The 22,455-nt window shown below is 60.5% G+C and carries 13 protein-coding genes; 5 read left to right on the forward strand and 8 right to left on the reverse strand.

The window, feature by feature from the left end; translation table 11 throughout:
- Positions 1 to 22 precede the first annotated feature (22 nt).
- Positions 23 to 805, forward strand: a complete 783-nt coding sequence (locus EUU25_RS11045) for a tetratricopeptide repeat protein (RefSeq protein WP_158900963.1) — start codon at positions 23 to 25, stop codon at positions 803 to 805.
- Here the strand turns inward: EUU25_RS11045 and EUU25_RS11050 are convergent.
- Positions 793 to 1,551: an SIMPL domain-containing protein gene (locus tag EUU25_RS11050; RefSeq protein ID WP_158900965.1), complete on the reverse strand. Its 759-nt coding sequence runs from the start codon at positions 1,549 to 1,551 to the stop codon at positions 793 to 795. The genes EUU25_RS11045 and EUU25_RS11050 overlap by 13 nt on opposite strands.
- A 147-nt stretch (positions 1,552 to 1,698) precedes the next feature.
- Between EUU25_RS11050 and EUU25_RS11055 the strand changes: the two genes are divergently transcribed.
- Complete coding sequence (locus EUU25_RS11055; RefSeq protein ID WP_158900967.1) at positions 1,699 to 2,139, forward strand: VOC family protein; 441 nt, start codon at positions 1,699 to 1,701, stop codon at positions 2,137 to 2,139.
- A complete protein-coding gene (gene gloB, locus EUU25_RS11060; protein WP_158900969.1) occupies positions 2,139 to 2,864 on the forward strand; it encodes a hydroxyacylglutathione hydrolase in 726 nt (241 codons plus the stop codon). Before EUU25_RS11055 ends, gloB begins: the two co-directional genes overlap by 1 nt.
- Positions 2,865 to 2,891: 27 nt before the next feature.
- On the opposite strand, the gene EUU25_RS11065 is transcribed toward gloB, so the two are convergent.
- The 3 genes from EUU25_RS11065 to EUU25_RS11075 are packed head-to-tail and all read right to left on the reverse strand — an operon-like array spanning position 2,892 to position 8,414.
- The gene (locus tag EUU25_RS11065) at positions 2,892 to 6,200 is read right to left on the reverse strand and encodes an error-prone DNA polymerase (RefSeq protein ID WP_158900971.1); all 3,309 of its coding nucleotides are present in this window, start codon (positions 6,198 to 6,200) and stop codon (positions 2,892 to 2,894) included.
- Complete coding sequence (locus tag EUU25_RS11070; RefSeq protein WP_158900973.1) at positions 6,197 to 7,735, reverse strand: Y-family DNA polymerase; 1,539 nt, start codon at positions 7,733 to 7,735, stop codon at positions 6,197 to 6,199. Before EUU25_RS11070 ends, EUU25_RS11065 begins: the two co-directional genes overlap by 4 nt.
- Positions 7,635 to 8,414: an ImuA family protein gene (locus EUU25_RS11075; RefSeq protein WP_158900975.1), complete on the reverse strand. Its 780-nt coding sequence runs from the start codon at positions 8,412 to 8,414 to the stop codon at positions 7,635 to 7,637. The genes EUU25_RS11070 and EUU25_RS11075 overlap by 101 nt, the downstream gene beginning before the upstream one ends.
- 106 nt (positions 8,415 to 8,520) lie before the next feature.
- Between EUU25_RS11075 and EUU25_RS11080 the strand changes: the two genes are divergently transcribed.
- A complete protein-coding gene (locus EUU25_RS11080) occupies positions 8,521 to 9,984 on the forward strand; it encodes a phospholipase D-like domain-containing protein (protein WP_158900977.1) in 1,464 nt (487 codons plus the stop codon).
- Positions 9,985 to 9,999: 15 nt separating this feature from the next.
- On the opposite strand, the gene EUU25_RS11085 is transcribed toward EUU25_RS11080, so the two are convergent.
- From EUU25_RS11085 to EUU25_RS11095, 3 genes are all read right to left on the reverse strand, one after another.
- The gene (locus EUU25_RS11085; RefSeq protein ID WP_158900979.1) at positions 10,000 to 10,629 is read right to left on the reverse strand and encodes a hypothetical protein; all 630 of its coding nucleotides are present in this window, start codon (positions 10,627 to 10,629) and stop codon (positions 10,000 to 10,002) included.
- A 314-nt stretch (positions 10,630 to 10,943) separates the two neighbouring features.
- Positions 10,944 to 15,077: a beta strand repeat-containing protein gene (locus tag EUU25_RS11090; RefSeq protein ID WP_158900981.1), complete on the reverse strand. Its 4,134-nt coding sequence runs from the start codon at positions 15,075 to 15,077 to the stop codon at positions 10,944 to 10,946.
- Between the two features lie 604 nt (positions 15,078 to 15,681).
- On the reverse strand, positions 15,682 to 18,906 hold the full coding sequence (locus EUU25_RS11095) for an amidohydrolase family protein (RefSeq protein ID WP_158900983.1): 3,225 nt from the start codon (positions 18,904 to 18,906) through the stop codon (positions 15,682 to 15,684).
- Between the two features lie 201 nt (positions 18,907 to 19,107).
- Here EUU25_RS11095 and EUU25_RS11100 point away from each other — a divergent pair, with 201 nt between their 5' ends.
- Positions 19,108 to 19,794, forward strand: coding sequence for a PilZ domain-containing protein (locus EUU25_RS11100; protein ID WP_158900985.1), 687 nt, complete (start codon positions 19,108 to 19,110; stop codon positions 19,792 to 19,794).
- A gap of 3 nt (positions 19,795 to 19,797) precedes the next feature.
- On the opposite strand, the gene EUU25_RS11105 is transcribed toward EUU25_RS11100, so the two are convergent.
- The gene (locus tag EUU25_RS11105; protein ID WP_158900987.1) at positions 19,798 to 22,437 is read right to left on the reverse strand and encodes a DUF2339 domain-containing protein; all 2,640 of its coding nucleotides are present in this window, start codon (positions 22,435 to 22,437) and stop codon (positions 19,798 to 19,800) included.
- Positions 22,438 to 22,455: the final 18 nt, after the last annotated feature.

Consider the following 22,455-nt stretch of genomic DNA (forward strand, 5'->3'; position numbering starts at 1 on the left):
GCGCCGGCTTCTTGGATTGACTATGCTTCTGCTTCCCCTTTTCCTTCTGCAAACCGCCACACCTGCGTCGGCCCAACCGCTTCCGACGCTGGACGAGGTGCAATTTAGCGAATGTCTCAAACAGGCGGTGACCGATGCGCCTTCCGCCGTGACACAGGCGAGCGACTGGGCACAAAAGGGGGGCGGCTATCTGGCGCGTGCGTGCCATGGTTATGCTCTGGCGACGGATTTCAAATTTGATCTGGCGGTCCCGCTTCTGACCGAGGCGGCCCGTGGCGCCGAAGCCAGACAAGACGACCGCGCCGCCCGCTTCTGGGCGCAGGCCGGCAATGCGGCGATTGCCGTGGGCGAACTGGATGTCGCGCTGGACTCGTTGAGCAGGGCTTTGGCAGCGACGACGCTGACCCCGGGCGAAAGAGCAGATACCGAAATTGACCGGGCCCGCGCGCTTGTCGGGTTAAACCGGAATGGAGAGGCGGAAGCAGCGCTGACGACGGCGCGGGGTCTGGCACCTGAAAATGCTGCCGCATGGCTCCTTTCGGCAACCCTGGCGCGGCGGGAAAACAAGCTGCCCGATGCTTTGCGGTTTATCCAGACTGCCGCCGCACTCGGCCCGCGTGATCCGGCGGTCGCGCTGGAGGCGGGCAATATTGCGATCGCCGCGGGCGACGACGCCAGTGCCCGAAAGCAATGGGAGCAAGTTCTGGCCATCGCGCCCAACAGCCGGCAAGCCACAAGTGCGAAGGCCCAGTTGGCGGCGTTGGGGCCTTCCCCAACACCGCCTGTGGATGGTCAGTCGAGATAATATTCGACGGTCGTGACGACCCGGACCTTTTTGTAAGGCGAATCCGAAACGCCCCAGCCACCGGCGCTATCGCCATCGCGGGCGGTAACTTCGAAATAGCCCTGGGTTGCCGATTTGATGCTGCCGACGCCGGTGCCGCTGTCCTTTGCGAACTGCTCGGCTGATTTGCGGGCATCTTTCGTGGCCTGGGCAATCATCTCCGGCTTGATCGCGTTCAGCTTTGTGAAGGTGTAGGCCATGCCCGATCCCTCCTCCAGCTCGACGCCGCTTTTGACCAGATCAAACTGGCGCTTCACGGCAGCTTCGGCCTTTTTGATGTCGGTGGTACGCAGCGACAGGCGCTGCTTCACCGTATAGGTGGGAATGCCGTTTTCATTATATTGCGAGACATTGGCGCCGGTTGGCTGCAGGGCATCGGCATCAAAACCGAGGCTGTTGAAAAAGCTGCGGATTGCCTTTGTGTCGCCGTCGACTTTGGCCTGCGCCGATTGCAAATCGCCCGCCTTTGCCGAATAGGCGATCGTCCATGTGGCAAGGTCCGCGGTCACATCGCGCTCCGCCAGCCCGCGGACGGTCACCGCGCGATCGGACTGTTTCATCCGCACCAGCCCGTCACCCATCAGATAGCCACCCGCCACAAGACCCGTCGCCAAAAGCGCGGTGCCTGCAAGCCATGCCTTACCCTGATTGGCGGTCAGTCTGCCCAGCCAGCCCGATCCTTCTTTATCGCCACCTTCATCACCCATGATCTGATCCTAGAAAATTTTGCCCCGCAGCCCTGTGCGCCCCTTGCGCCGGATGCTGTCAGGGTCCATTTGTTGCGTCGACCCACTGCACGGTCCGCTAATGCATCGGCGATGAACCGTGCCTTAATAGAGATGAATGGAGTTATAATGGCGACGAAATATCTGCACACGATGATCCGCGTCACCGACCCCGACGCGACCGTCGCCTTTTTTAAACTGATCGGGCTGGAGGAAGTGCGGCGTTTCGACAGCGAGGCGGGGCGCTTCACGCTCATCTTTCTCGCCGCGCCCGGCCAGGACGGGATTGCGGAAGTCGAGCTGACCTACAACTGGCCGCCCGCCGATGGCAGCCCTGCGGAAGATTATAGCGGCGGCCGGAATTTCGGGCATCTGGCCTATCGGGTCGACGATATTTACGCGACCTGCCAGCGGCTGATGGATGCAGGTGTCACCATCAACCGCCCGCCGCGCGATGGCCATATGGCCTTTGTCCGCACACCGGACGGCATCTCGATCGAACTTCTGCAGGAAGGCCATCTGGAGCCTGCGGAGCCTTGGGTCAGCATGCCCAATGTCGGGAGCTGGTAATGGCGCTGGAGATTGTCCGCATTCCGGTCTTGTCCGATAATTATGTCTGGCTGGTCCACGAACCGGTGAGCGGGGAGACCATGGTGGTCGACCCTGCCGTTGCACCCCCCGTTCTGGAAAAGGCGGAAGAGCTCGGCTGGAAGATTTCGCAGATATGGAACACCCACTGGCATCCCGACCACACCGGCGGCAATGCCGAGATAAAGCAGGCCACCGGCTGCACGATCACAGGCCCTGCCGCCGAAGCGGGGCGTATCCCTACATTGGATGTGCAGGTGAAGGGCGGCGATGCTGTGCGGCTGGGCGATGTGACCGCTGATGTCCTTGATGTCCCGGCGCACACGGCAGGCCATATCGCCTTTCACTTCGCCGAAGATGGAGCCGCTTTTGTCGGCGACACATTGTTCGCAATGGGCTGCGGGCGTTTGTTCGAGGGCACGGCGGAGCAGATGTTTGGCAATATGCGCGCGCTCGAAGCGCTGGGCGACGACACCGCCATCTACTGCGCCCATGAATATACCTTGAGCAATGGCCGCTTCGCCCTCACCGTCGAGCCGGAAAACACCGCTTTGGTGCAGCGCATGGCAGAGGTTGTCGCCTTGCGCGATCGGGGGGAACCGACAGTGCCGACCACCATCGCTCTCGAAAAGGCGACCAATCCCTTTATGCGCGCCACATCCGTGGCCGAACTCGCCGCACGGCGCGCTGCGAAGGATGCCGCGTAAGTTGGGGGCACTTGCGCGTTACCAGGCCTAATGAAAATCGCGCGATCTCGGCAGGATGCGGACGTCGCGCGGGTGGCCATGACGGGGGGCGACAGGACGGGCAAATTCGTCCGATCGGCTGAGCGGAACATTGGGATCATGGTCTTCGGATAGCCGGTCCAGCTCATGCGTCCGGTCGGTAATCGTCGTCGCCATCAGGTGGACAACACCCTCTTTGCTGCGCTGCACTTCCCCTTCGATCACCATCAGGCGCGCGCCCATGACAGCGCGCCTTTGCCGCTCGAACAGGCGTGCCCATAAAAGGGCGTTGATGACGCCCGACTCATCCTCGATGGTGATGAAAATGGCATTGCCCTTCCCCGGGCGCTGCCGTGTCAGCACGACCCCGGCAGTCTTCACCCGAGAACCATGCCGCGCCTTGTCGGTCTCGGCACAGCTCAATATCCCCTCGCGCGCAAATACCGAACGCAGAAACTGCATCGGATGCCCTTTCAGCGACAGCCGCGTCATCTGGTAATCCGCAGCCACATGCTCGCACATCGGCATGACGGGTAGGCGGGCGTCCATCTCTTCGGCCAGTTCGCGCGCATCCGCTGCGGCAAAAAGGGGAAGCTGGTCCGACGGCGTCCGCCGCGCCTCCCATCCGGCGGCGCGGCGGTCGAGGCCCAAGGACCGCAGCGCATCGGCATCGGCCAAAAGATGCAGGCCGCGCGACGGCAAGGACGCCTTGTGCGCGAGGTCCTCCATGGAGGCAAAGGGCCGTGCGGCAACAACTGCCCTGGCCCAATCCTGCCGGAAATGATCGATCTGCCGGAATCCCAGCCGCAAGGCCCCATCTTCGATGCTGTTGTCCCACTGGCTGAAGTTAATGTCGATCGGCCGGACCTCGACCCCGTGCGCCCGCGCATCCTGCACCAATTGCGCGGGCGCGTAGAAACCCATGGGCTGGGAATTGAGCAGGGCAGCGGTGAAAATGGCGGGGTGGTGGCATTTCAGCCAGGACGACACATAGACCAGATGGGCAAAGGCCTGCGCATGGCTTTCCGGAAAGCCATAGCTGCCAAAGCCTTCAATCTGCTTGTAGCACCGCTCGGCAAAATCACGCTCATAACCACGGCGCACCATGCCCTCGATCATCTTGTCGCGATAGGCGGGCATTGTCCCCACATTGCGGAACGTCGCCATCGCGCGGCGCAATCCATTGGCCTCATCCGGGGTGAAGGCCGCCGCAACCATGGCAAGCTTCATGGCCTGTTCCTGAAACAGCGGCACGCCACAGGTGCGGTGAAGAATGTCGTACAGTTCCCGCGGGTCATGCGGCGGGGCGGGTGCAGGGAAATCGACGGGCTCTTCCTTGTTGCGGCGGCGCAGATAGGGGTGGACCATATCCCCCTCGATAGGCCCGGGGCGGACAATCGCGACCTGGATGACCAGATCGTAAAACTCCTTGGGCTTCAGCCGGGGAAGCATGTTGATCTGCGCGCGGCTTTCCACCTGAAAGGTGCCGATGCTATCGCCCTTTTGCAGCATCTGGTAAACTGCCGGATCCTCTGCCGGTATGCTGTCCAGACGATAATCGCCCAATCCGTTTTCCCGGATGAGGTCGAGGCTTTTGCGGATACAGGTCAGCATCCCCAGCGCCAATATATCGACCTTTAACAGGTTGAGCGCGGCAATATCGTCCTTGTCCCACTCGATGAAAGTGCGATCTTCCATGGCGCCATTATGGATGGGAACGGTTTCATCCAGACGGTTTTCGGTGAGCACAAAACCGCCGACATGCTGCGATAGATGGCGCGGGAAATCGAGCAACTGGCCGACCAGCGCATGCAGTTGGGCAATCTGCGGATTGGCCGGATCAAAGCCTGCCTCCATCAGCCGCTCTTCGGGCAACTCCCGCCCGAAACTGCCCCAGATCGTTCCCGCCAGCCGCGCCGTCACATCCTCGGTCAGCCCCAGCGCCTTGCCAACCTCGCGCACCGCGCTGCGCGGACGATAATGGATCACGGTGGCGGCGATGGCGGCACGGTGGCGTTTGTACCGCTGGTAGATATATTGCATGACCTCCTCGCGGCGCTCATGTTCGAAATCCACATCGATGTCGGGCGGCTCGTCCCGCTCTTCCGACAAAAAGCGCGAGAAGAGCAGATTGTTGGCGACAGGATCGACCGAGGTAATCCCCAGCAGATAGCAGATCACCGAATTGGCGGCAGAGCCTCTTCCCTGACACAAGATGGGCGGTTCTTTCGTGCGGGCAAATCGGACGATGTCGTGCACGGTCAGGAAATAAGGTGCATAATTCTTCTGCCGGACAAGCTGGAATTCCTCCTTCAGTATCTTCGCCAATTTGGGCGGCAACCCATCGGGATGGCGACGCTGCGCCTCGGTCATGACCAAATGTTCCAGCCAGCCTTGTGCATCCCAGCCTTCCGGCACGGGCTCATGCGGATATTCGTAACCCAGCTGCGCCAGATCAAAAGAGATCTGCCGCAACAGGCGGGACGTTTCGGCAATGGCATCAGGACAATGTGCGAAAAGATCGGCCATCTGCCCGGGTGATTTGAGATACCGCTCCGCATTGCTGTCCAGTCGGGCACCAGCCTGTGCCACAGGGACGCCGAGGGATATTGCCGTCAGGACATCGTGCAAGGGCCGGTTCCGGCACTCTGCATAGAGGGCGTCGTTCGTGGCGAGCAGCGGAACGCCCAAATGCTGGGCCAAAAGGCGGGATTGTTCGAACCGGCGCCTGTCGCTGCCCTGAAGATGCATGGACACCCCCAACCAGACGCGGTCGGGCGCGCATTTTTTCAGACGCAGCAGAATATTCTCGATCCCCTGCGGCGTTGGCTCCACCAGGCGCAACCCCTCGCTGCCGTCATGATGATCATAGGGGACAGGCCTGCCCTGCGGCGTATTTTCCTGCGCCGTGGACACAGGCAAAAGGATGAAGAGTATATCCTGCGCGTGCGCCGCCAGATCGTCGAAATAAAGGATGCAGCCCCCCTTTTTCGACCGCATATTCCCGGTTGTCAAAAGCCGGGTCAGCCGTCCCCACCCCAGACGGGTGCGGGGATAGGCGACAATATCCGGCGTCCCGTCGGCAAAGACCAGCCGCGCGCCGGTTACAAGCCGGAAACCTTGGGGCAATAGGGATTGGGCGCGGGCGGCTTTGACCGCACTCCACGCCCGCACAACACCTGCCACACTGTTACGGTCGGCTATGCCAAGTGCCTTCATACCAAGTGCGGCCGCCTGCACCACCATCTCCGCCGGAGAGGATGCGCCGCGCAAAAAGGAATAATGGGTTGCAGCAACCAGTTCGGCGTAGGCAATCATGCGAACAACCCGTGCAGATACCAACGCGGGTCACCCCCCTCCCCATAGAGCCCATGCCGGAACATCCAGAAACGCCGGCCTTCACTGTCCTCCACACGGTAATAGTCGCGGGTCAGTCCGCCCTTTCCCGGTTCATGCCCCGCAGGACGCCGCCACCATTCGGCCGCGATCCGTTCAGGCCCCTCCACAGAATGGACCAGATGGACATGACGCCGCCACCGGAACTGGCGTGGCGGTCCATCGGGCAGCAGCGCCGTCACCTCCACAGGCTGCGGCGGGTCGAACAGACGGAAAGGCCGCATTTGCGGTTCCTGCATCTGGGATGTTGTCCGGAAAGCCGATGGCGGTCCGGCCTGCGCGGGACGCTCAAAGGTTGCACGTTCGGGAATATGGCTGTTGCCCATGTGAAAATGACGGATACGCTCCGGCCCCAGGCGTACGCTCAACCGGTCGATCAGCGCCGCCTTTTCCGCCTTTACATCCACCTTGGATTCAAGACCTGCCTGCACATGGGCCAAATATTCGCTGCGCGGAACAGCCATGTGGATCATGTCATAGCCAAATCCCGGGTCGAGCGGATCGGACAATGTATCAATCCGCTCCCCGAACAACCGGTCGAGCAAAGCCGCATCACGTGTCGGGGTGCCGGTATCCACGGCAAGCCGCGCGACATGACCGTCACTGCGGAACAGGGATATTTCAAACCGCCGGCCACCTTCGCCACGTTCCTGCAACAGGATCGCGCTTTGCTGTGCCAGATGGGTGATCCCCGCCATTACATCCTGCGTGCGCGCCACCGGCTCTGCAAAATTGAGCGCCACCTGGATAACCGGGGCGGCCCGGCGCGGCGTAATGCGGGGATCCTCTTCCTCCAACAGACGCGCAAGTGTGCGGCCATAATCCTTACCGAAGCGCGCGGCAAAGGCGGCACGTGGACGCGCGGCAAGGTCACCGACCGTTTTCAATCCGGCCCGCTGCAACGCGGCATGCACCTTTGCGTCGCAATCCAGCGCGTGCACCGGCAATGCGTTTATCGTCCGCACACCAAATCTGGCCTTGGCCCGCGCGCTGTCCGGTGTCGCACCCAAGGCGATACGCGCGGTCAGGCCATGACGCCGCAGCCGCATTTTCAAATCCCGGGCAAGGGCCGCTTCGGTGCCGCCAAATATATGCGCGCAGCCGCTAATATCCAGAATCAGACCCTGTGGCGGATCCAAAGCACAACTGGGGGTGTAGCGCTCGCATCCGTCGGCAAGCCATTCGAGCAATTGCCTGTCCGCCTGCGGATCATGGTCAAATACCGCCAGATCCGGGACACGCGCCCGCGCATCGGCAAGCGCCATGCCGGGCGTCATGCCCAGCCCAAGCGCAGCCGTATCGCAGGCGACAAGCCGCATGGCCCCGCGCTGCTTTTCAATCAGCGCAAAAGGAACGTCAGGCGCTTTGTCTCCGCAGCTCCGGATCAGTCGTTCCGCCGGCAGAACCGGCAGAAAGACCGCCAGATAACGGCGCGTCGTGAAAAATTCTGTCTCCATGATCCCAGGTCACTCTCGCCGCAAAAGGCGCAATGCCGCCGCGGTGGCGCAGCAAATTGATGTCGAATGTTGCAAAGCCCGGCACGTTGCCGGGTAGAGGCAGCGATGGCGCGGACCGGACTTGCCAGCGGGTGGTGGCCGCGCTGGGCATCGGAACCGCATCACCCCGCACCAGAAGTGCCAGAACCCCGGCTTCGCGCGCGGCCAGCACCAGCCGCCGCGTCGATGTCAGATCGATCAGCCGGGCATGGCCCTGCGCCTCCAAGATGACGGCACCTGCGGCTTTTGAACGGATTCCATCGGCGGCAGCGCGCAAGGCATCGCGCATATCCGCCGCCTGAACCAGCAAAAGGCGAGCGGGATCCGCACCCATTTGCGCAAGACCCGCCGCATAGAGCCGGCCCGAGGCCTGCCGTTCCTTGTCCCCCGAAACCCACAAAATATGCGTCTCCGTCTCGGGCAAGCGGAGCGCCATGAGCATTGCAAAGGCCGCAGCAGCAGTTGCGTCATTATGGTCAGCCGCGAAAAATTCATGCAAACCGTCCTGCGCGATTCCCCCCTGCAGCCGCTGGTCCACCAAAGGCGCGCCGACCGGCAGAAGCCTTTGCGGCTTCTCCGACTGGTACTGCTGCCACAACCTGTTGGACGGGGGCGCAGATAGAATCGCCTTAATGTTCATGTTTTGTTCTATATCTTCTTTTTCCAGAATGTGGAGTCAGCTTTTTGTCGTTAAATTTGGGTAGGACCTGTTAGATGCTGTCATATAGAAAGATGCAGGAGACCACATGAACCCCGACATTTCCGAAAGCCCGAGCATCTGGTGCCATGCGAAAGCGACGCGGGCGCATGCTGTCGTCGACGCGGCACCCTATTATGAGATCATCCAGGCCGCCATGATGAATGCCAAGCACCGCATCATGCTGATCGGTTGGGATTTCGACACACGTATCGATTTAAGCCGGAGCCGCCGGAAAAAAGGCGACCCGCCCAAACGGCTTGGTGATTTCATTTTGTGGCTGGCCGACCGGACGCCGGGGCTGGAAATAAAACTGCTTAAATGGAATTTCGGTGCGCTAAAGCTGATGACACGGGGGTCGGCTATGGTGGATGTCGCCAAATGGGCGATGCACAAGCAGATCCAGTTCAAACTCGACAGTGCGCATCCTGTGGGATGCAGCCACCACCAGAAAATCGTCGTCATTGACGACAAGATGGCCGCGTGCGGTGGCATCGACATGACCGCAGACCGCTGGGATACCCCCGAACATGTCGACGGCGACCTACGGCGCAAGCGCCCCAACGGGAAGCTCTATGGCCCCTGGCATGACACGACCATGCTGGTCGAAGGCGACGCCGCCGCTGCACTCGCCGTCCTTAGCCGGGCGCGTTGGGAATTGGCCGGTGGTGATCCTATGGAACCCTGCCCCACGGATGCTGCCTCGCCCTGGCCCGAATTTCTGGAGGCCGAATATCAATTTGTCGAAATGGGGATCGCGCGCACCCGTGCGGAATATAAGGACGCCACCGAAATCCGCGAGATCCAGCACTTGTTTCTGGAACAGATCGCCCGCGCCAAAAAGTTCATTTACGCAGAGAACCAGTATTTTGCCTCGCCCAAAATCGCCGATGCCATCGCCAAGCGTATGGCGGAACCCGACCCGCCCGAGATTATCGTCGTCAACCCCGAGACCGCGGACGGGTGGCTGGAACAAAAGGCCATGGATGGCGCCCGCGCGCAGCTGCTGCGCGCCATAGGGAAGCACGACCCCAAGGACCGGTTCTGCATCTATGTTCCGCACACCAAACAGGGTGAGCCGATCTATGTCCATGCCAAGCTGATGATTGTGGATGACGAAATATTGCGCATCGGGTCCGCGAATATGAACAACCGTTCGCTGGGCCTGGACAGCGAATGCGACATTTTCATCGATACGACCCGCCCGGGCAATGAAAGCGCCGGTCCGACGATCCGATTAATGCGTGCTTCGCTTCTGGCCGAACATTGCGGACTTTCCGAAGAAAAGGTGCTCGAGCTTCTCGAACAGGGAAAGACCATGCGGCACATCATCGACACGGTCAAAGGCAATGGCCGCCGTCTGGTGCGGCTGGATATTCCGGAACTTACAGATGCGGAAAAGGCGATTGCCGAGAATGCGGCGCTCGACCCCGAACGTGCCGACCAGATGTTTGAACCATTTTCGAGCCCCGGTCTGTTTTCCCGCGTCAAACGGCTGCGTTCACCAGGATAGTTTGCGAAACCGGGTTCAGCGGTTCCGTTTCTTTTCCGGCGCAGCGGCGGGCGCGGGTGCCGGACGGGCTTGCTGCGGCGGGGCGACGCCAGCCACCTGCAACGGAACGATCGACACGCCATAAAGACGCCACTTGCCGGCCATCCATTGATAATAAAGTTCGAATTCGACCGACGTCGGACGAATGCCGAAATATCCCCTGAGGTAGAGGACATCCGGCTGCACCAGCTGCGGCGGCGCGGTATAGGATGGTGCCACCAACAGAGCGTTGGACAGGTCGATATTGCTCGCGCGCAGGGTCGCGAATATCTCGGCCAGACGCGCCGGATTGTTGTTGATCTGAAATCCCGTCGCCGAAAGGTCGCGCAGCACGGAATAATTGCCCGACTGGTTGGCATTATCGACCGCCGCAATCGTTCCCCAGATCAGCTTTGCCAATTCCAGTTCGCCGGGAACCGGGACGGTTGAGAGCGGATTTTGCGGGGCCACCGTTTGCGGGAATGCCGGTGGAGCGGGTGTCTGCGCCAGCCCTAGCGTTGCGAAACCGAACAGCGATAGTGCATAAAGTACGACCAGCACAGCCACCCGATAGGCAACCGACGCAAAGGCCTTCTTCCGGCGATATATCCGGCCTTCCTTACTCATGGACTGGGTCACTTCACTCTTGCTCCGCGGGTTTTTCGCAACCCGAATTTCAGTTCCGGCCAGAAAGGACATTCCAAGAATCGTCCGCCCAGCACGCTCATAAATAGTGTTACAATGTTATTTCCGAAATTGCAACGCGCTTCAACAAGGTTGCAAATAGGAAAGCCGAAGCCTGCTTTTCGCTGGCTTCGGCTTTCCGGAATATGGTGCACGGACGGTCGCCTTGATTGCTCAAGTCCTTTTTACAACGCGCCCCTGCACCACGAACATGATGGATCGTCAGGTGAGAATGTGCCCCACCCAACGTCCGTTATTTAGAACTCGGTTGCCACGTGCGCACGGACAACGGTATCCTTTCCGCCGGAGTGCGCAAAGCCGCCGCCGAAAGCCACCGGAATGTCCAGATTCAGGCGGTGGTTGAACGACATGCTGAAGGCACCTTCACCGCGGTAGAAGGCCGTGCCAGCGACGAACGAGGTTTTGCCCGGTTCGGACGGCATGGGTGCCGCGGTCAAGGCCGAGGCCGCCGCAATACCACGGCGCGCTTCCTTGCGGTTGAAGCTTACCAAGTCGAACAGCTCTTCCTGACCCTTCTGCAGGTTTGCAACCTGGCCATTGAGCGTCGAAATCGACGCGCGGATCGACGGATCCCGCCCGATCGTACCAAAAGCATCAACAGTCATGACATCGGTAGGACCCGATTGCGCCGCCGTGCTGGCAGCGATGTCGGCGATGGTAACCGAGGTGCCAGGCGTGGTTACGCCATTTGCGGTGACCGCCTTGCGACCCAGAACGATCTGATCCGCACGGGTGGTTACTGCACCCGTTCCGATTGCTGTGCTGTTGGCGAAGTTTGCCGTAGCCCCTGCCCCGATCGCGGTGGCACTCGCGCCCTCTGCTCGGGTATTGGCACCGACCGTGATCGCGCTACCGCCTACCGCGTTCGCCCGGAAGCCGAGTGCCGTCGAGAGATTACCTGTAGCGTTAGTCTGCCAACCAAAAGCTTGCGAACCACGACCGCTGGCGATCACTTCACCGCCAATGGCCGTGGCGTGAAAGCCTGCTTGCGATTTGTCGCCGACTACTGTTGCGTCTTCGTCATTCGCGATTGCACCATTACCGATAGCAATGGTTGTTTGAGCGTTGGCAAGCGATCCGCGCCCGATGGCAATGTTTGAGTCAGCGTTGGCGCCTGTTGGCAAAGGACGTGCAGGATCAAGTTGCGCAACAGCGCCTTCACCTAGTGCGATGGCTGATACGCCTACAGCTTTTGCCTTATTACCCTGTGCAAAGGCGCTGTCACCGACGGCCTGGCTTTCCGAACCCAGCGCAACCGCGGCAAGGCCGGTGGCGGTGTTGGTGAAGCCCAATGCAACCGCACCTTGGCCGGTGGCGGTGTTGGGATCGCCAATGGCAACCGCACCATTGCCTGAAGCGGTATTGCCCAGACCGATGGAGACAGCCGCGCCGTCCTTGGCCGTTGCGCCCGTACCGATTGCCACCGCATTTTCGGTTGCGGCTAGTGCATTGCCGCCAAGCGCGATCGCGCCATCCTTATCCGCAACCGCGGCAGCAGCACCCGTCGCGGGCTTTACTGCGAGGAAACCGCCACCTGCGCCACCAGTATTGGCAGCATTTTTGAGTGCCAGCACATCACCCTTAAGGATGCCAATGTCATCGGTGGCCAATTTAAGGTCACTTTTTACGGCATTCAATTGTGCTACATTGACTGCATCGGTGTCTGCAGTGCCTGCGGTAACGTTTACCAGTTTGCGTGTGGCGAACGCATCGCCCGTCTTGCCCGAACCGATCGACACCGCATTGGCTTCACTTGCGACTGACCCCGATCCCAATGCAACACTGTTGAGCGCATTTGCACCAACATTTGCACCAGCACCGAATGCAGCCGCATTTCCTGCCGATGCGGTTGCACCCTCACCAACTGCTACCGCACCTGCCAGGGTCGCTTTCGACCCGCCTCCAAGGGCGATCGTGCCTGCAACCGCCGCTTCCGCAGGGGCCGCACCGGCGACTTCCTTTACCGCCACAAAGACATTGGCTGGCACAACAACCCCACCACCAACACCGGCATTTGCGATAAGTAATTTGACCTGACCCAGATTGGTGGCATCATTGTCGCCGGTGCCCGCCGCCACATTTGTCAACCTGCGGGTCAGTTTTTCACCGACTGCGCCGCCGGGCTTATCACTGCCCCCGAATGAAACTACATCGGTATCGCCCGACGCGGTGATCGACCCGTTGCCGATGGCGACCGAGCGTAGCCCGGCGGCGTTGGTTCCGGCACCCAAGGCGACTGCGTCGGTGCCCACGATGCTGTTAGCGGTGAAATTGGTGCGGTCAATGCCGACAAATTTGTTGACCGCTGTCGCCGTATTCAATTGGCCTACCGTTGCCGCATCGGAGTTGGCCGAACCATCAGCTACGTTCACGATCTTACGCTTCAGCGTGGCATTACCCACCGAAACGGTGTCGGCAACATCCGCCACCGAACCTTCACCCAAGGCAACGCTGTTGGCCGCCGAGGCCGTCGCTGCGCCGCCAATGGCAACGCTGCCTGCAACCGATGCATCCGCATCCGCCGAAACAACACCACCAACGACGTCTGGATTAACATCGACAAAGGCATTGCCTGCGCCACCAATCCCTAATGCCGAAACCACGCCTTCCACAGCATTGGAAAATGTCGAGTTTGCAGTGATGTCAAACCGACCGTCAATCACCCCGGTAAGGTCGGTGTTCGCAGCGGTAAAGCTGCCGTCCAACTGCGCCTTGTTCACAGCGTCGGTTGCGGCGGTGCCCGCCGTCACATTCACAATTTTGCGCGTGGCGGGGCCTTCATTAGGTAGTACATTGGGTCCGCCGCCAACGGAAACCACATCCGCCTCTTCTGCAATGGCACCAAAGCCCAAAGCAACGGAATTGTTCGCGGCCCCCCGCACCGTCGCTTTAACGCCAAGGGCAGTTCCAGCCAATGGAGTCGCCGTCGATACAGTCAGGCCTGCATTAGCTGTCGAACCTAACGCGACTGAATTTACCTCATTGGCTTTTGCAAAATTACCCATTGCGGTTGATTGTAGCCCATTCGCTTCCGTTCCGACACCGATCGCGATTGCTCCGGTGTTTGCTGCTGTAGCGACTGTAGATCCCACTGGGGCACTTATCGCAATAAAAGCATCATCAACCGTCGCGGCATCCAACTGCCCCTTGTTTACCGCATCGGTTGCGGCGGTGCCAGCGGCCACGTTGACCAATTGACGTTCTTTGACCACGGGTACGCCCGCAACTGCATCAACCCCAGCACCGAATGAAACGGTATTTGCACGATCCGCAACGGCATCAGAACCAATGGCGACGGCATCAAATACCCCAGCAGCAACGTTCGAGTCAGCACCCAGGGCAATAGACCCGGTTGCACCAGCCGCCACATTGGCAAATCCACCTATGGCAATGCCCCGGTCGGTCGCATTTACTTTGGCATCAGAGCCCACAGCAAGTGTTTGAAGACCTTCGGACAGAGCTCCGTCACCAAAGGCCGTGGCCCTTACACCATCAGCCTTCGCAAACGCACCTACTGCGGATGAAAAAAGGTCAGTAACCTCAGCAGAAGCGCCGACCGCCGTCGAGCGATCGCTTTCCGCTTTAGCTTTGTTTCCCAAGGCCACTGATTCATTACCCTGAGCTAATGAATCACTTCCTAAAGCGACGGAGAAATCGCCCGTAGCAACTGTTGCTTTACCAACAGCGACCGAATCACCACCCGCAGCTTCCGATCCACTGCCAATGGCCATGGCGTTCGAACCAGCGCTGACGAACGCAGCGACAGGACCCGTGGTTGTATCGAAAGAAACAAGCGGATTTACGCCCGCGACCACCCCAAGCACCGCGGCATTCAACTGCCCAACGTTGACAGCATCGGTTGCTGCGGTGCCGTTAGCGACGTTAGTTAGTCTGCGGGTTACACCCCCTAGACCTGTGACGGGATCAGCGGCCTTACCAAAGGACACTGTGCCATCTTCATTTGCGATGGAATCCGCACCGATTGCAACACTGTTTTCAAAAAGCGCCTGCGCGCGTGCGCCGATGGCGGTGGCATTTCGTGCGGCTGCACTTGCATCGGTACCAATTACAGTTGAATCAGCGAAAGCGGCGTTAGCACCATTACCGATTGCCAAGGCCCCGTTACCAGATGCGGTCGCCCCAATTCCGCACTGAACGGCGTCAGGAATTATGTCACCTGCATTCAAAGGCGCGCCAGTTACCGGATCAAATGCCTCCGGATTCAAACCCGCAGAAGACTCTATTGCAGGCGCACATTCGTCGGTTACATTCGGCGTAGCCTGAGCCCAAGCACTGGTCGGCATGGCTAGTGCGGCGAGACTCGCGCTGGTGAGCGCGGCTGCCAGATATGCTTTTTTCGTGATCAACATTATCAATACTCCTTCGTGTCGCGTTCAATCTGACAAAAAGGGCGTGCACCAGGGTGCAGGGAATAGAATGCCCAATTCAGATTCCGCTTCCCTATAAATAGTAGTGCTATGTTTGTAAACATTGTATTGCTATGTTAAAATTCAGATGCATTGATCTGACTTTTAACGTTGGTTTTCAAGAGGTTTCGGCTGGGCTGGCAGCCGGCCGTGGAGCGGGCTTTGGCACGCGATTGGGGGACTTGTGCTTATTGGGGACATATTGACGCAGAGTGATTCGAGTGCGTTACCCTCATCGTCCGAACCCCTCACCAACTGCGCCTCACGGCTTGGCTTGTCATAACGAGCGCAGGGATAGGCTGACAAATGGACCCTGAAACGCAGTCACCGAAGGTGAAACAAGTTCAGGGTGACGATGCTTTTTAAAGTGGCATCGCTTCTTGTCTCTTTCTCCCCTCTCCCTTCGTGTCTTCGTGTCTTCGTGCGAACCGACCATTCCGGTTTTGCAGCCCACAGAATGACGTGATCACGCACTTCGGCCTGAGCGGGGTTGGGGACAGTCCCTGAATGGGCGGTCCCCGTTTTACTTCATTGGCCTCCTGCCTGCTTACTCCCAATAATAGGGTAGGCGTTTGCGGGTGCCGGTGACTTCCTCGTTCAGCGTGGCGGCGTCAAAGAGGCGGCCACCGATCATGACTTTTGCGACCTTTTCGCTGTTGCGGATGTCGGCGGTGGGGTCGCCGTCGAGGATGACAAGGTCGGCGAGCTTTCCGGCCTCCAGCGATCCCACATCCCGGTCATAGCCGAGCGAGCGGGCGGATTCGATGGTCCCTGCGGCAAGCGCCTCGACCGGGGACATGCCGCCCCGCACGAAAGACCATATCTCCCAATGGGCGGCGATGCCGGCCTCTTGCCCGTGCGCGCCGATCGAGACGGGCACACCGGCCTTGGCCAGCTTGTGCGCCTCGCGTGCGTTGTTGTCGTCGACATAATCCTCTTCCGGGGCGAGCTCACGCCGGGCATTGTTCGCGGCGAGTTCGGCGGGCGGATAATGTTTCGCCATCAACGGATGGCGGAACACATCGGTGTGCGAGCGCCAATAGGGGTCACCCGCAGGGCCACCATAGGTAACGACCAGCGTCGGGGTGTAGCCAACCTTCGTCTTGGAATAGAATTGGACCACATCGTCGTAAAAGACATCCAGCGGCACATTATGTTCGAGCGTGGTGTTGCCATCCGCGACCAGATTCATGTCCATCCCGAACAGCGAGCCGCCTTCGGCCACAGAGCGCATATTTTCCTGCAAGGCGGCGGCCACGACCTGTTGCCGTTGTTCGCGGCGGGGCTGGTTGTAGTTTTTCACGCTGTGCGCGCCTTGCGCTTTCAGGCGGCGGACATGGGCCAGCGCATCGTCGAGGCTGTTGATCTCCGCATAGACGTCGGCGGCTTTGGCTCCATAAACAATCTCGCCGGTCGAGAAGGAACGTGGACCGATGATCAACCCAGCCCGCTGCATTTCCAGCGCGGGGAACACGGTCGCCGCGCTGCTCGACGGGTCGTGCCGCGTCGTCACGCCAAAGGCGAGATTGAGCATATTCACCCAATTTTGCTGCGGCGTCATTTCATCGCTGCCGTGCGGGCCATGGGCGTGGGCATCGACCAGTCCGGGGATGATCGTCTTGCCCGCGACGTCGACGGTCTTGGCACCAGCCGGAATGGCAATCTCGCCCGCCTTGCCGACCGCCTTGATGCGGTCATTTTCGACGAGCACGACGCCATTGTCGATGATCCCGCCGCTCTTGTCCGCCATCGTCACAATGCGCGCGCCGGTGAAGGCGACCAGACCGGTGGGGCGGTCGGCCTTGACCGGCATGGACAGCGAAATGCCGGTTTTGGGCGGCTCGAACTTTGTAGGCTTCGCATCCTTGGCGAGCGGGGCGGAGGGGAAGAAGGCGCTGGTTTGCGCGGCATAGACCACCGGACCCATCGCCCAGTTGAGCGTCGCGCCGCCATTGCTCCAATGCATATAGTCCGCGCCGCCATTGCTGACCCGCGTGACGGGAAGCGGCCCGCCGGAAGGGCTTGCGCCGACCTCTTGCGTGCCGGGCATCAGCGGCATGGCAAAGGCCTCGTAATTTTGGCGGAAGGCGAAATTGGTGCCGTCGGGCGACACTTCGTACAAGGTCGTCAGCTCGCCGCTCGCATGGGTGCGTTTGGCTTCACCGTCCAGATTGACGCTAACCAGAAGGCGCTTGTTGGCGCCGGATTCAGTGTAGAAAATGCGGTCGTTGCTGCTGCCATAATGCGGGGCGGACCCGCCGTCCTGCACGCGCACCACCGCACCACCGGCGGTCGCGACGCGGTAGATGCCCGGCTGGTCGGAACGGGCGGGCGAGGTCAGGCCGCCGCCCTGCTGCTTTTCAAAGACAATGGTCCGGCCATCGGGCGAAAAGCGCGGGCGGGCATAATGGCCCGGTTGCGTTGTCACCTTACGCGGCGCACCGCCCGATGCGGCGATGGTGCGGATGTCGCCCAGGCCCTTGTCGGTCCAGGCGACATAGGCAATGCTTTTGCCGTCGCGCGACCAGCTGGGGTAGCTTTCCATTTCATCGGTGGCAGAGGTCAGGCGCTTGGGCGCGCCGCCTGATGCGGGCTTGACCCAAAGCTTGCCCATGGTTTCGAATACTATAGTGCGGCCATCGGGCGACGTCATGACACCACGCGGCATGCTGGTGTTGAAGCTGGCCGGGGCCACCTCGATCGGTGGGCGGGGCGGGTCGATGACATCGCGGCTGTCGGCAATGCGGAAGGGTATTTCCGTTGCCGTGCCGCTTGGCCAATCGACCTTGCGGATCTTGCCACCCGCCCAGAAATAGATGCTCTTGCTGTCGGGCGACCAGTCCATATTGGGATAAACGCCGGTCACGGCCCAGGTTTCCTGCACATCCTGATCCAGCGCGTCGTAAATCTTGCGCTCTTCACCGGTGGACATGTCCTTGACGTAGAGCTTCGACTTGGTACGTTCGCGGCGGACGAAGGCGATCTTCGTGCCATCGGGCGATGGCGTCGGTCGCACCGAACCGCCTGTACCTGCAACCGCGGTTTCGGTCTTTCCGGTCTCCAGATCATAGCTTTCTATGTCGAAAATCTGGCCGTTGCTGTCCTGCGCATATTGGAAAATAGGGCCGGGCGTTATGTTGCGGGTATAATAGATGCTCTTGCCGTCGGGGGCATAGATCGGCTCGCCCAATTCCTTCTGGTGCTGCTCATTGGGCTTTTTGACCAACTGCACGCCTGCACCGCCAGACACATGGTAGAGCCAGACTTCACCGGTGCCGAGCGAGCGGCCGGTGGTGAAATGCTTTTTCGCCGCGATGAAGCGGCCATCCGGGCTCCAGCTCGGCTGGTTGAGTAGGCGGAAGTCTTCTTTGGTCAACTGGCGCTTGTCGCTGCCGTCGGCATTCATGATCCAGATATTGTCGCCGCCGCCCCGATCCGAGGTGAAGGCGATACGCCGGCCATCGGGCGAAAAGCGTGGCTGTGTTTCGAAAGGCAGGCCCTCGGCAATGCGGGTGGGCGTGCCGCCACTGACCGGCAGGGTGTAGATATCGCCAAGCAGATCGAACGCGAGCGTCTTGCCATCGGGGCTGACGTCGAGATTCATCCAGGACCCTTCGGCGGTGTCGATCTGCACCTGCCGCACGGTCAAACCTGGAGGGGCAGCGACATCCCATTTGACGGGCTTTTCTTCGGCCGGCGGAGTCTGCGCAAAGGCGAGGCCCGGACCAAAGGCGGCGCCCAGCAGCAAGGCTGATTTAAAGATACGGTTCATGATTGGATCCCCTGACAGAATTTTTCTTATGCTGTCATGCCTAGCGCCCGTCGGCAAGGCCGCATTGACGCTTCGATGATCGGGATGCGGGCTTCGGCGAACGACGTTCGGCAATATGATTAAAGAAAACAGGGACCGTGCCGTTAACCATAGATGCCGCTGCCCCATTTGGGGGCGAGCGCAAGATGATGGAGCCAAGATATGCTAGAAGCCGCAGCAGCCGAACCCGACATTCAGGTCGTGGAACGCCGTGCCAGCGCGCGGCATATCGCCGTCATGCTGATTGCCAAATTATCGTGCGCCGACACCCAGACCATCTGCCGCATCCGCAACATCTCGTCGATGGGCGCCCGAATTGAGACGAACATGGCGCTCAAACAGGGGGCGCTGTTGGCGCTGGAACTGCGGTCCGACCTGAAGATGACCGGTCGGGTCATGTGGGCCAAGGATGGCAATGCAGGCATACAGTTCGATGCGGCAATCGACGTATCGCGCTTTCTGATGCGTTCGGAAAGCCGGATTGATCGCCGTAAGCCAAGACCGCCACGCTACCAATGCGCGGCCAATGTGGTCCTTGTGACCGATGGCGGCTGCTTTTCCTGCTCGATGTTCGATATCGGCTTGTCCGGCGCGGGCCTGTGCGACCTGCCACCCCGGACCAAGTTGCGCGCAGGCCATGTCGTCAAGCTGATCGCCGACGGCATATCCTCGCACCACGCAACCGTCGCCTGGACCGACGGCGACCGCGCGGGCATCAAATTCCGCCACCCGCTGAAATATACCGAGCTGCAGGAATGGTTGCTGGATTACGCCAGCCCGCACGCACCGCTTGGCGCAGTGCAGCCGGACACCGCGGGCGTCGCCTACCCCACCCGCATCGCGCATTAACCTCTATCGGCGTTCGGGCGCTTCGGCCGCTTCGGTGCCGGGAACCGACAGTCCCATCACCCGTCCATAGGCCCAGCCGATCCCGATCAAGGCTATGCCAAGGCCGAGGAACGACAGGATCCGCAGTACGCCCGTTAACGCCGCCGCATCGACCAGAAATACCTTCAGGGTCACCACCGTCAGCAGAACAAGACCGGCGATCCGCAGCAATTTGGACGCTCGGGAAATGCCAAGGAAGAGCCAGACGATAGACAGCGCCAGCAGGCCTGCGGAATAGAGATAATTCTCCCCGGTTTCGATGCCGGCCCCGGACACCAAGCTACCCTGCACGGCCTGCCGGATGGAACCCAAGGTCGTGATCACCATCATGGCAAGGCTCGAGCATTGCACCGGCACGCGCAAATGTTCCGAACCCTCGCGGGCGATCAGCCAGAGCCACATCGCGACGAGCGCGAAATGGCCGGTCAGCAAATTCGCGACCGGTACAGGGCCTACGGCCTGCGGGTCCAGCGCAGGATTGTGCAGGGCAAGATCGAACCAGATCACGCGGAACAGGCCGAGACCAACCAGAAACAGTCCGGCCATGCGTACATAGGGCCAGTCGGGCTGCCGGGCATGCTGGCGCAGCGACAGCCAGCCGGCTGCGAAGATCATTTGCGTGAACACCGCCCGCTCGGCAAAACCGAGGCGGATGAAATCGGACGGCGAAACAATAGCCGCGACCTGCTTTGCCAACAACCAGATGACAGCCGCCACCCCGGCTCCACCCAAGGCGAGCGCGAGAGCCCGTGTCCTGCGGCCGGCCGCAAAGACCGGCGTCCACGCCACTGCGGCGATCAGCAAGCTGGGCAACAATGTCTCGCGCAAGCCCGCGCCGACAGCAGGCAGATATTTCAGCACTGCCCCTTCACCGGATAGTGATGCGCCGATGGCGCCGAAAAAGCGGTAGGAGTAGCCGCACGCCAAAAGCATCGCCATGCCGAGCGGAATCCAAAGCAGCCGTTCTTCCCATTTGCCGCCCGTGATGCGCGCCCATGCAGCGACCCCAAGGGCGACGACCGCGCTGTAACTGGCCGACCAGTCACTATCGATCGACAATATTGCCGCCACCCACAGCATGAGCGCAGCCGCGCCTGTGGCCCAAGGCTGCACGGCAGAATTGCGCGGCTTCGCATGCCATTCCCACGCCGTCCAAACCGCAGGCGCCGCACACAGCAACGCGAGCCCCGCCCAGACATAATCCGAATCGCTGCTGTGCGAGAGAAAGGCCGTGAACCAGCATAAAAGTGGCGCAAACAGGCCGACCATGATCCATCCGAGCGCCATCTCGTCTGACGATCGGCCACGCACATGGCCGGCAATGCCGAACAGCGCGGCAACAGCAAGGGTCATGGCGATATTGGAACTGGACGCGCCAGCTTCGTCCCATGCGAGGCTGAGCGGGCCGATGGCCAGCACCAGCGCCAAGGCCACCAACGGGAACAGCAGCTTGTCACGCCACGCAAGCAAAATGGCGAGCGCCGACACCGCGAAATAGAATATCCAGCTCAAGACCGAAAAATCCATTTTGGGCATGAGCATGATGAGCTGCACCAGCGCGAGCGCCATTGGTGCATAGCGCGCGAGATAGGCCCATGGGCCGTTTCCATCGTCAAAGCGCTTGGCCGCCAAGATCGCCCCACCGCCGGTCACCGCAATGAACCCGCCCAGCAGGCCAAGGTCGCCATTGGCGGTGGCCAGCATCGCAAAGCTCCACGCGAGACCGCCCCCCGACGCCAGCACCAAAAGCCACAACCAGCGCCGCCAAACCGCAAGGCCGAAAAGCGCGGCCATGAACACCGCGAGATATAGCAGCAATGTGGGCAGATTGCTGGCCCCCAGACCTGCCACCCAAGGTGCGGCAAAACCTCCAACCAAACCCATCAGCGCGGTCGGTGGTCCGTGCCGCATTGAAAGAGTGAAGGCGATGATCGTGGTAACCACAACAAGGGCGAAGGCGGTGCCGACCCCCAATAATCCATAAATCTCGGCCGCCATATATAAGGTGCCATAAAGTGTCGCGACCGCCGCCCCGGCGAGGCTCTGCGCTATCCGGGGATCGGCCGTGAACGACGCACCGACCTTCGGCAACCGTCCGCCCAATTCGCTCATCGCTATCATTGCCAGCGCGAAAATTGTTGCGGTTACCGAGCGTGCGCCGGGACCGAATAGCCCGGCCTCTATGGTGTAACGAACGAGGAAAAATCCGGCGAAGACCAGCGAAATACCGCCGACCCAGATAGGCAGCTTGCCGCCAATCAGCGATTCAAAGCTGATATCGGCAAACCGGGAAGGCTGCGGCTCGTCTTCCTCCGGATCTGAAGGAACCGGTGGGGGTAACGGCGGAGGCGGAGATACTGAAGCCGCGGGCTTTGGGGTCACCGGCACACTCGTCACGACCGCCGTCCGTCGCGCCTTGGCCGCTACGCGCGTCGGGGCAGCAACCAGATCGGAACCCTGATCCGGCGAAGGTGCCACGGAAAGCAGGGCAATCCGCTCTTCCAATTCGGTAATGCGCCGGTGCAGAAATCGCATATCTGCCCGGGTCAGATGCAATATGAACCCGAGACCGAATAGACCCAAAAATAGAAGTGCGATCGTCAAGCTGCCCTCGCCAGTTGC

Origin of the sequence: Sphingorhabdus lacus (assembly GCF_009768975.1) — a bacterium.
GTDB lineage: Bacteria > Pseudomonadota > Alphaproteobacteria > Sphingomonadales > Sphingomonadaceae > Sphingorhabdus_B > Sphingorhabdus_B lacus.

Excerpts from the sequence above, each read along its gene's own strand:
- EUU25_RS11075 (WP_158900975.1), bottom strand. The coding sequence starts at position 8,414 with ATGAACATTAAGGCGATTCTATCTGCGCCCCCGTCCAACAGGTTGTGG.
- EUU25_RS11050 (WP_158900965.1), bottom strand. The coding sequence starts at position 1,551 with ATGGGTGATGAAGGTGGCGATAAAGAAGGATCGGGCTGGCTGGGCAGA.
- gloB (WP_158900969.1), top strand. The coding sequence starts at position 2,139 with ATGGCGCTGGAGATTGTCCGCATTCCGGTCTTGTCCGATAATTATGTC.
- EUU25_RS11080 (WP_158900977.1), top strand. The coding sequence starts at position 8,521 with ATGAACCCCGACATTTCCGAAAGCCCGAGCATCTGGTGCCATGCGAAA.
- EUU25_RS11045 (WP_158900963.1), top strand. The coding sequence starts at position 23 with ATGCTTCTGCTTCCCCTTTTCCTTCTGCAAACCGCCACACCTGCGTCG.
- EUU25_RS11070 (WP_158900973.1), bottom strand. The coding sequence starts at position 7,735 with ATGGAGACAGAATTTTTCACGACGCGCCGTTATCTGGCGGTCTTTCTG.
- EUU25_RS11065 (WP_158900971.1), bottom strand. The coding sequence starts at position 6,200 with ATGATTGCCTACGCCGAACTGGTTGCTGCAACCCATTATTCCTTTTTG.
- EUU25_RS11090 (WP_158900981.1), bottom strand. The coding sequence starts at position 15,077 with ATGTTGATCACGAAAAAAGCATATCTGGCAGCCGCGCTCACCAGCGCG.
- EUU25_RS11085 (WP_158900979.1), bottom strand. The coding sequence starts at position 10,629 with ATGAGTAAGGAAGGCCGGATATATCGCCGGAAGAAGGCCTTTGCGTCG.
- EUU25_RS11095 (WP_158900983.1), bottom strand. The coding sequence starts at position 18,906 with ATGAACCGTATCTTTAAATCAGCCTTGCTGCTGGGCGCCGCCTTTGGT.
- EUU25_RS11100 (WP_158900985.1), top strand. The coding sequence starts at position 19,108 with ATGCTAGAAGCCGCAGCAGCCGAACCCGACATTCAGGTCGTGGAACGC.
- EUU25_RS11055 (WP_158900967.1), top strand. The coding sequence starts at position 1,699 with ATGGCGACGAAATATCTGCACACGATGATCCGCGTCACCGACCCCGAC.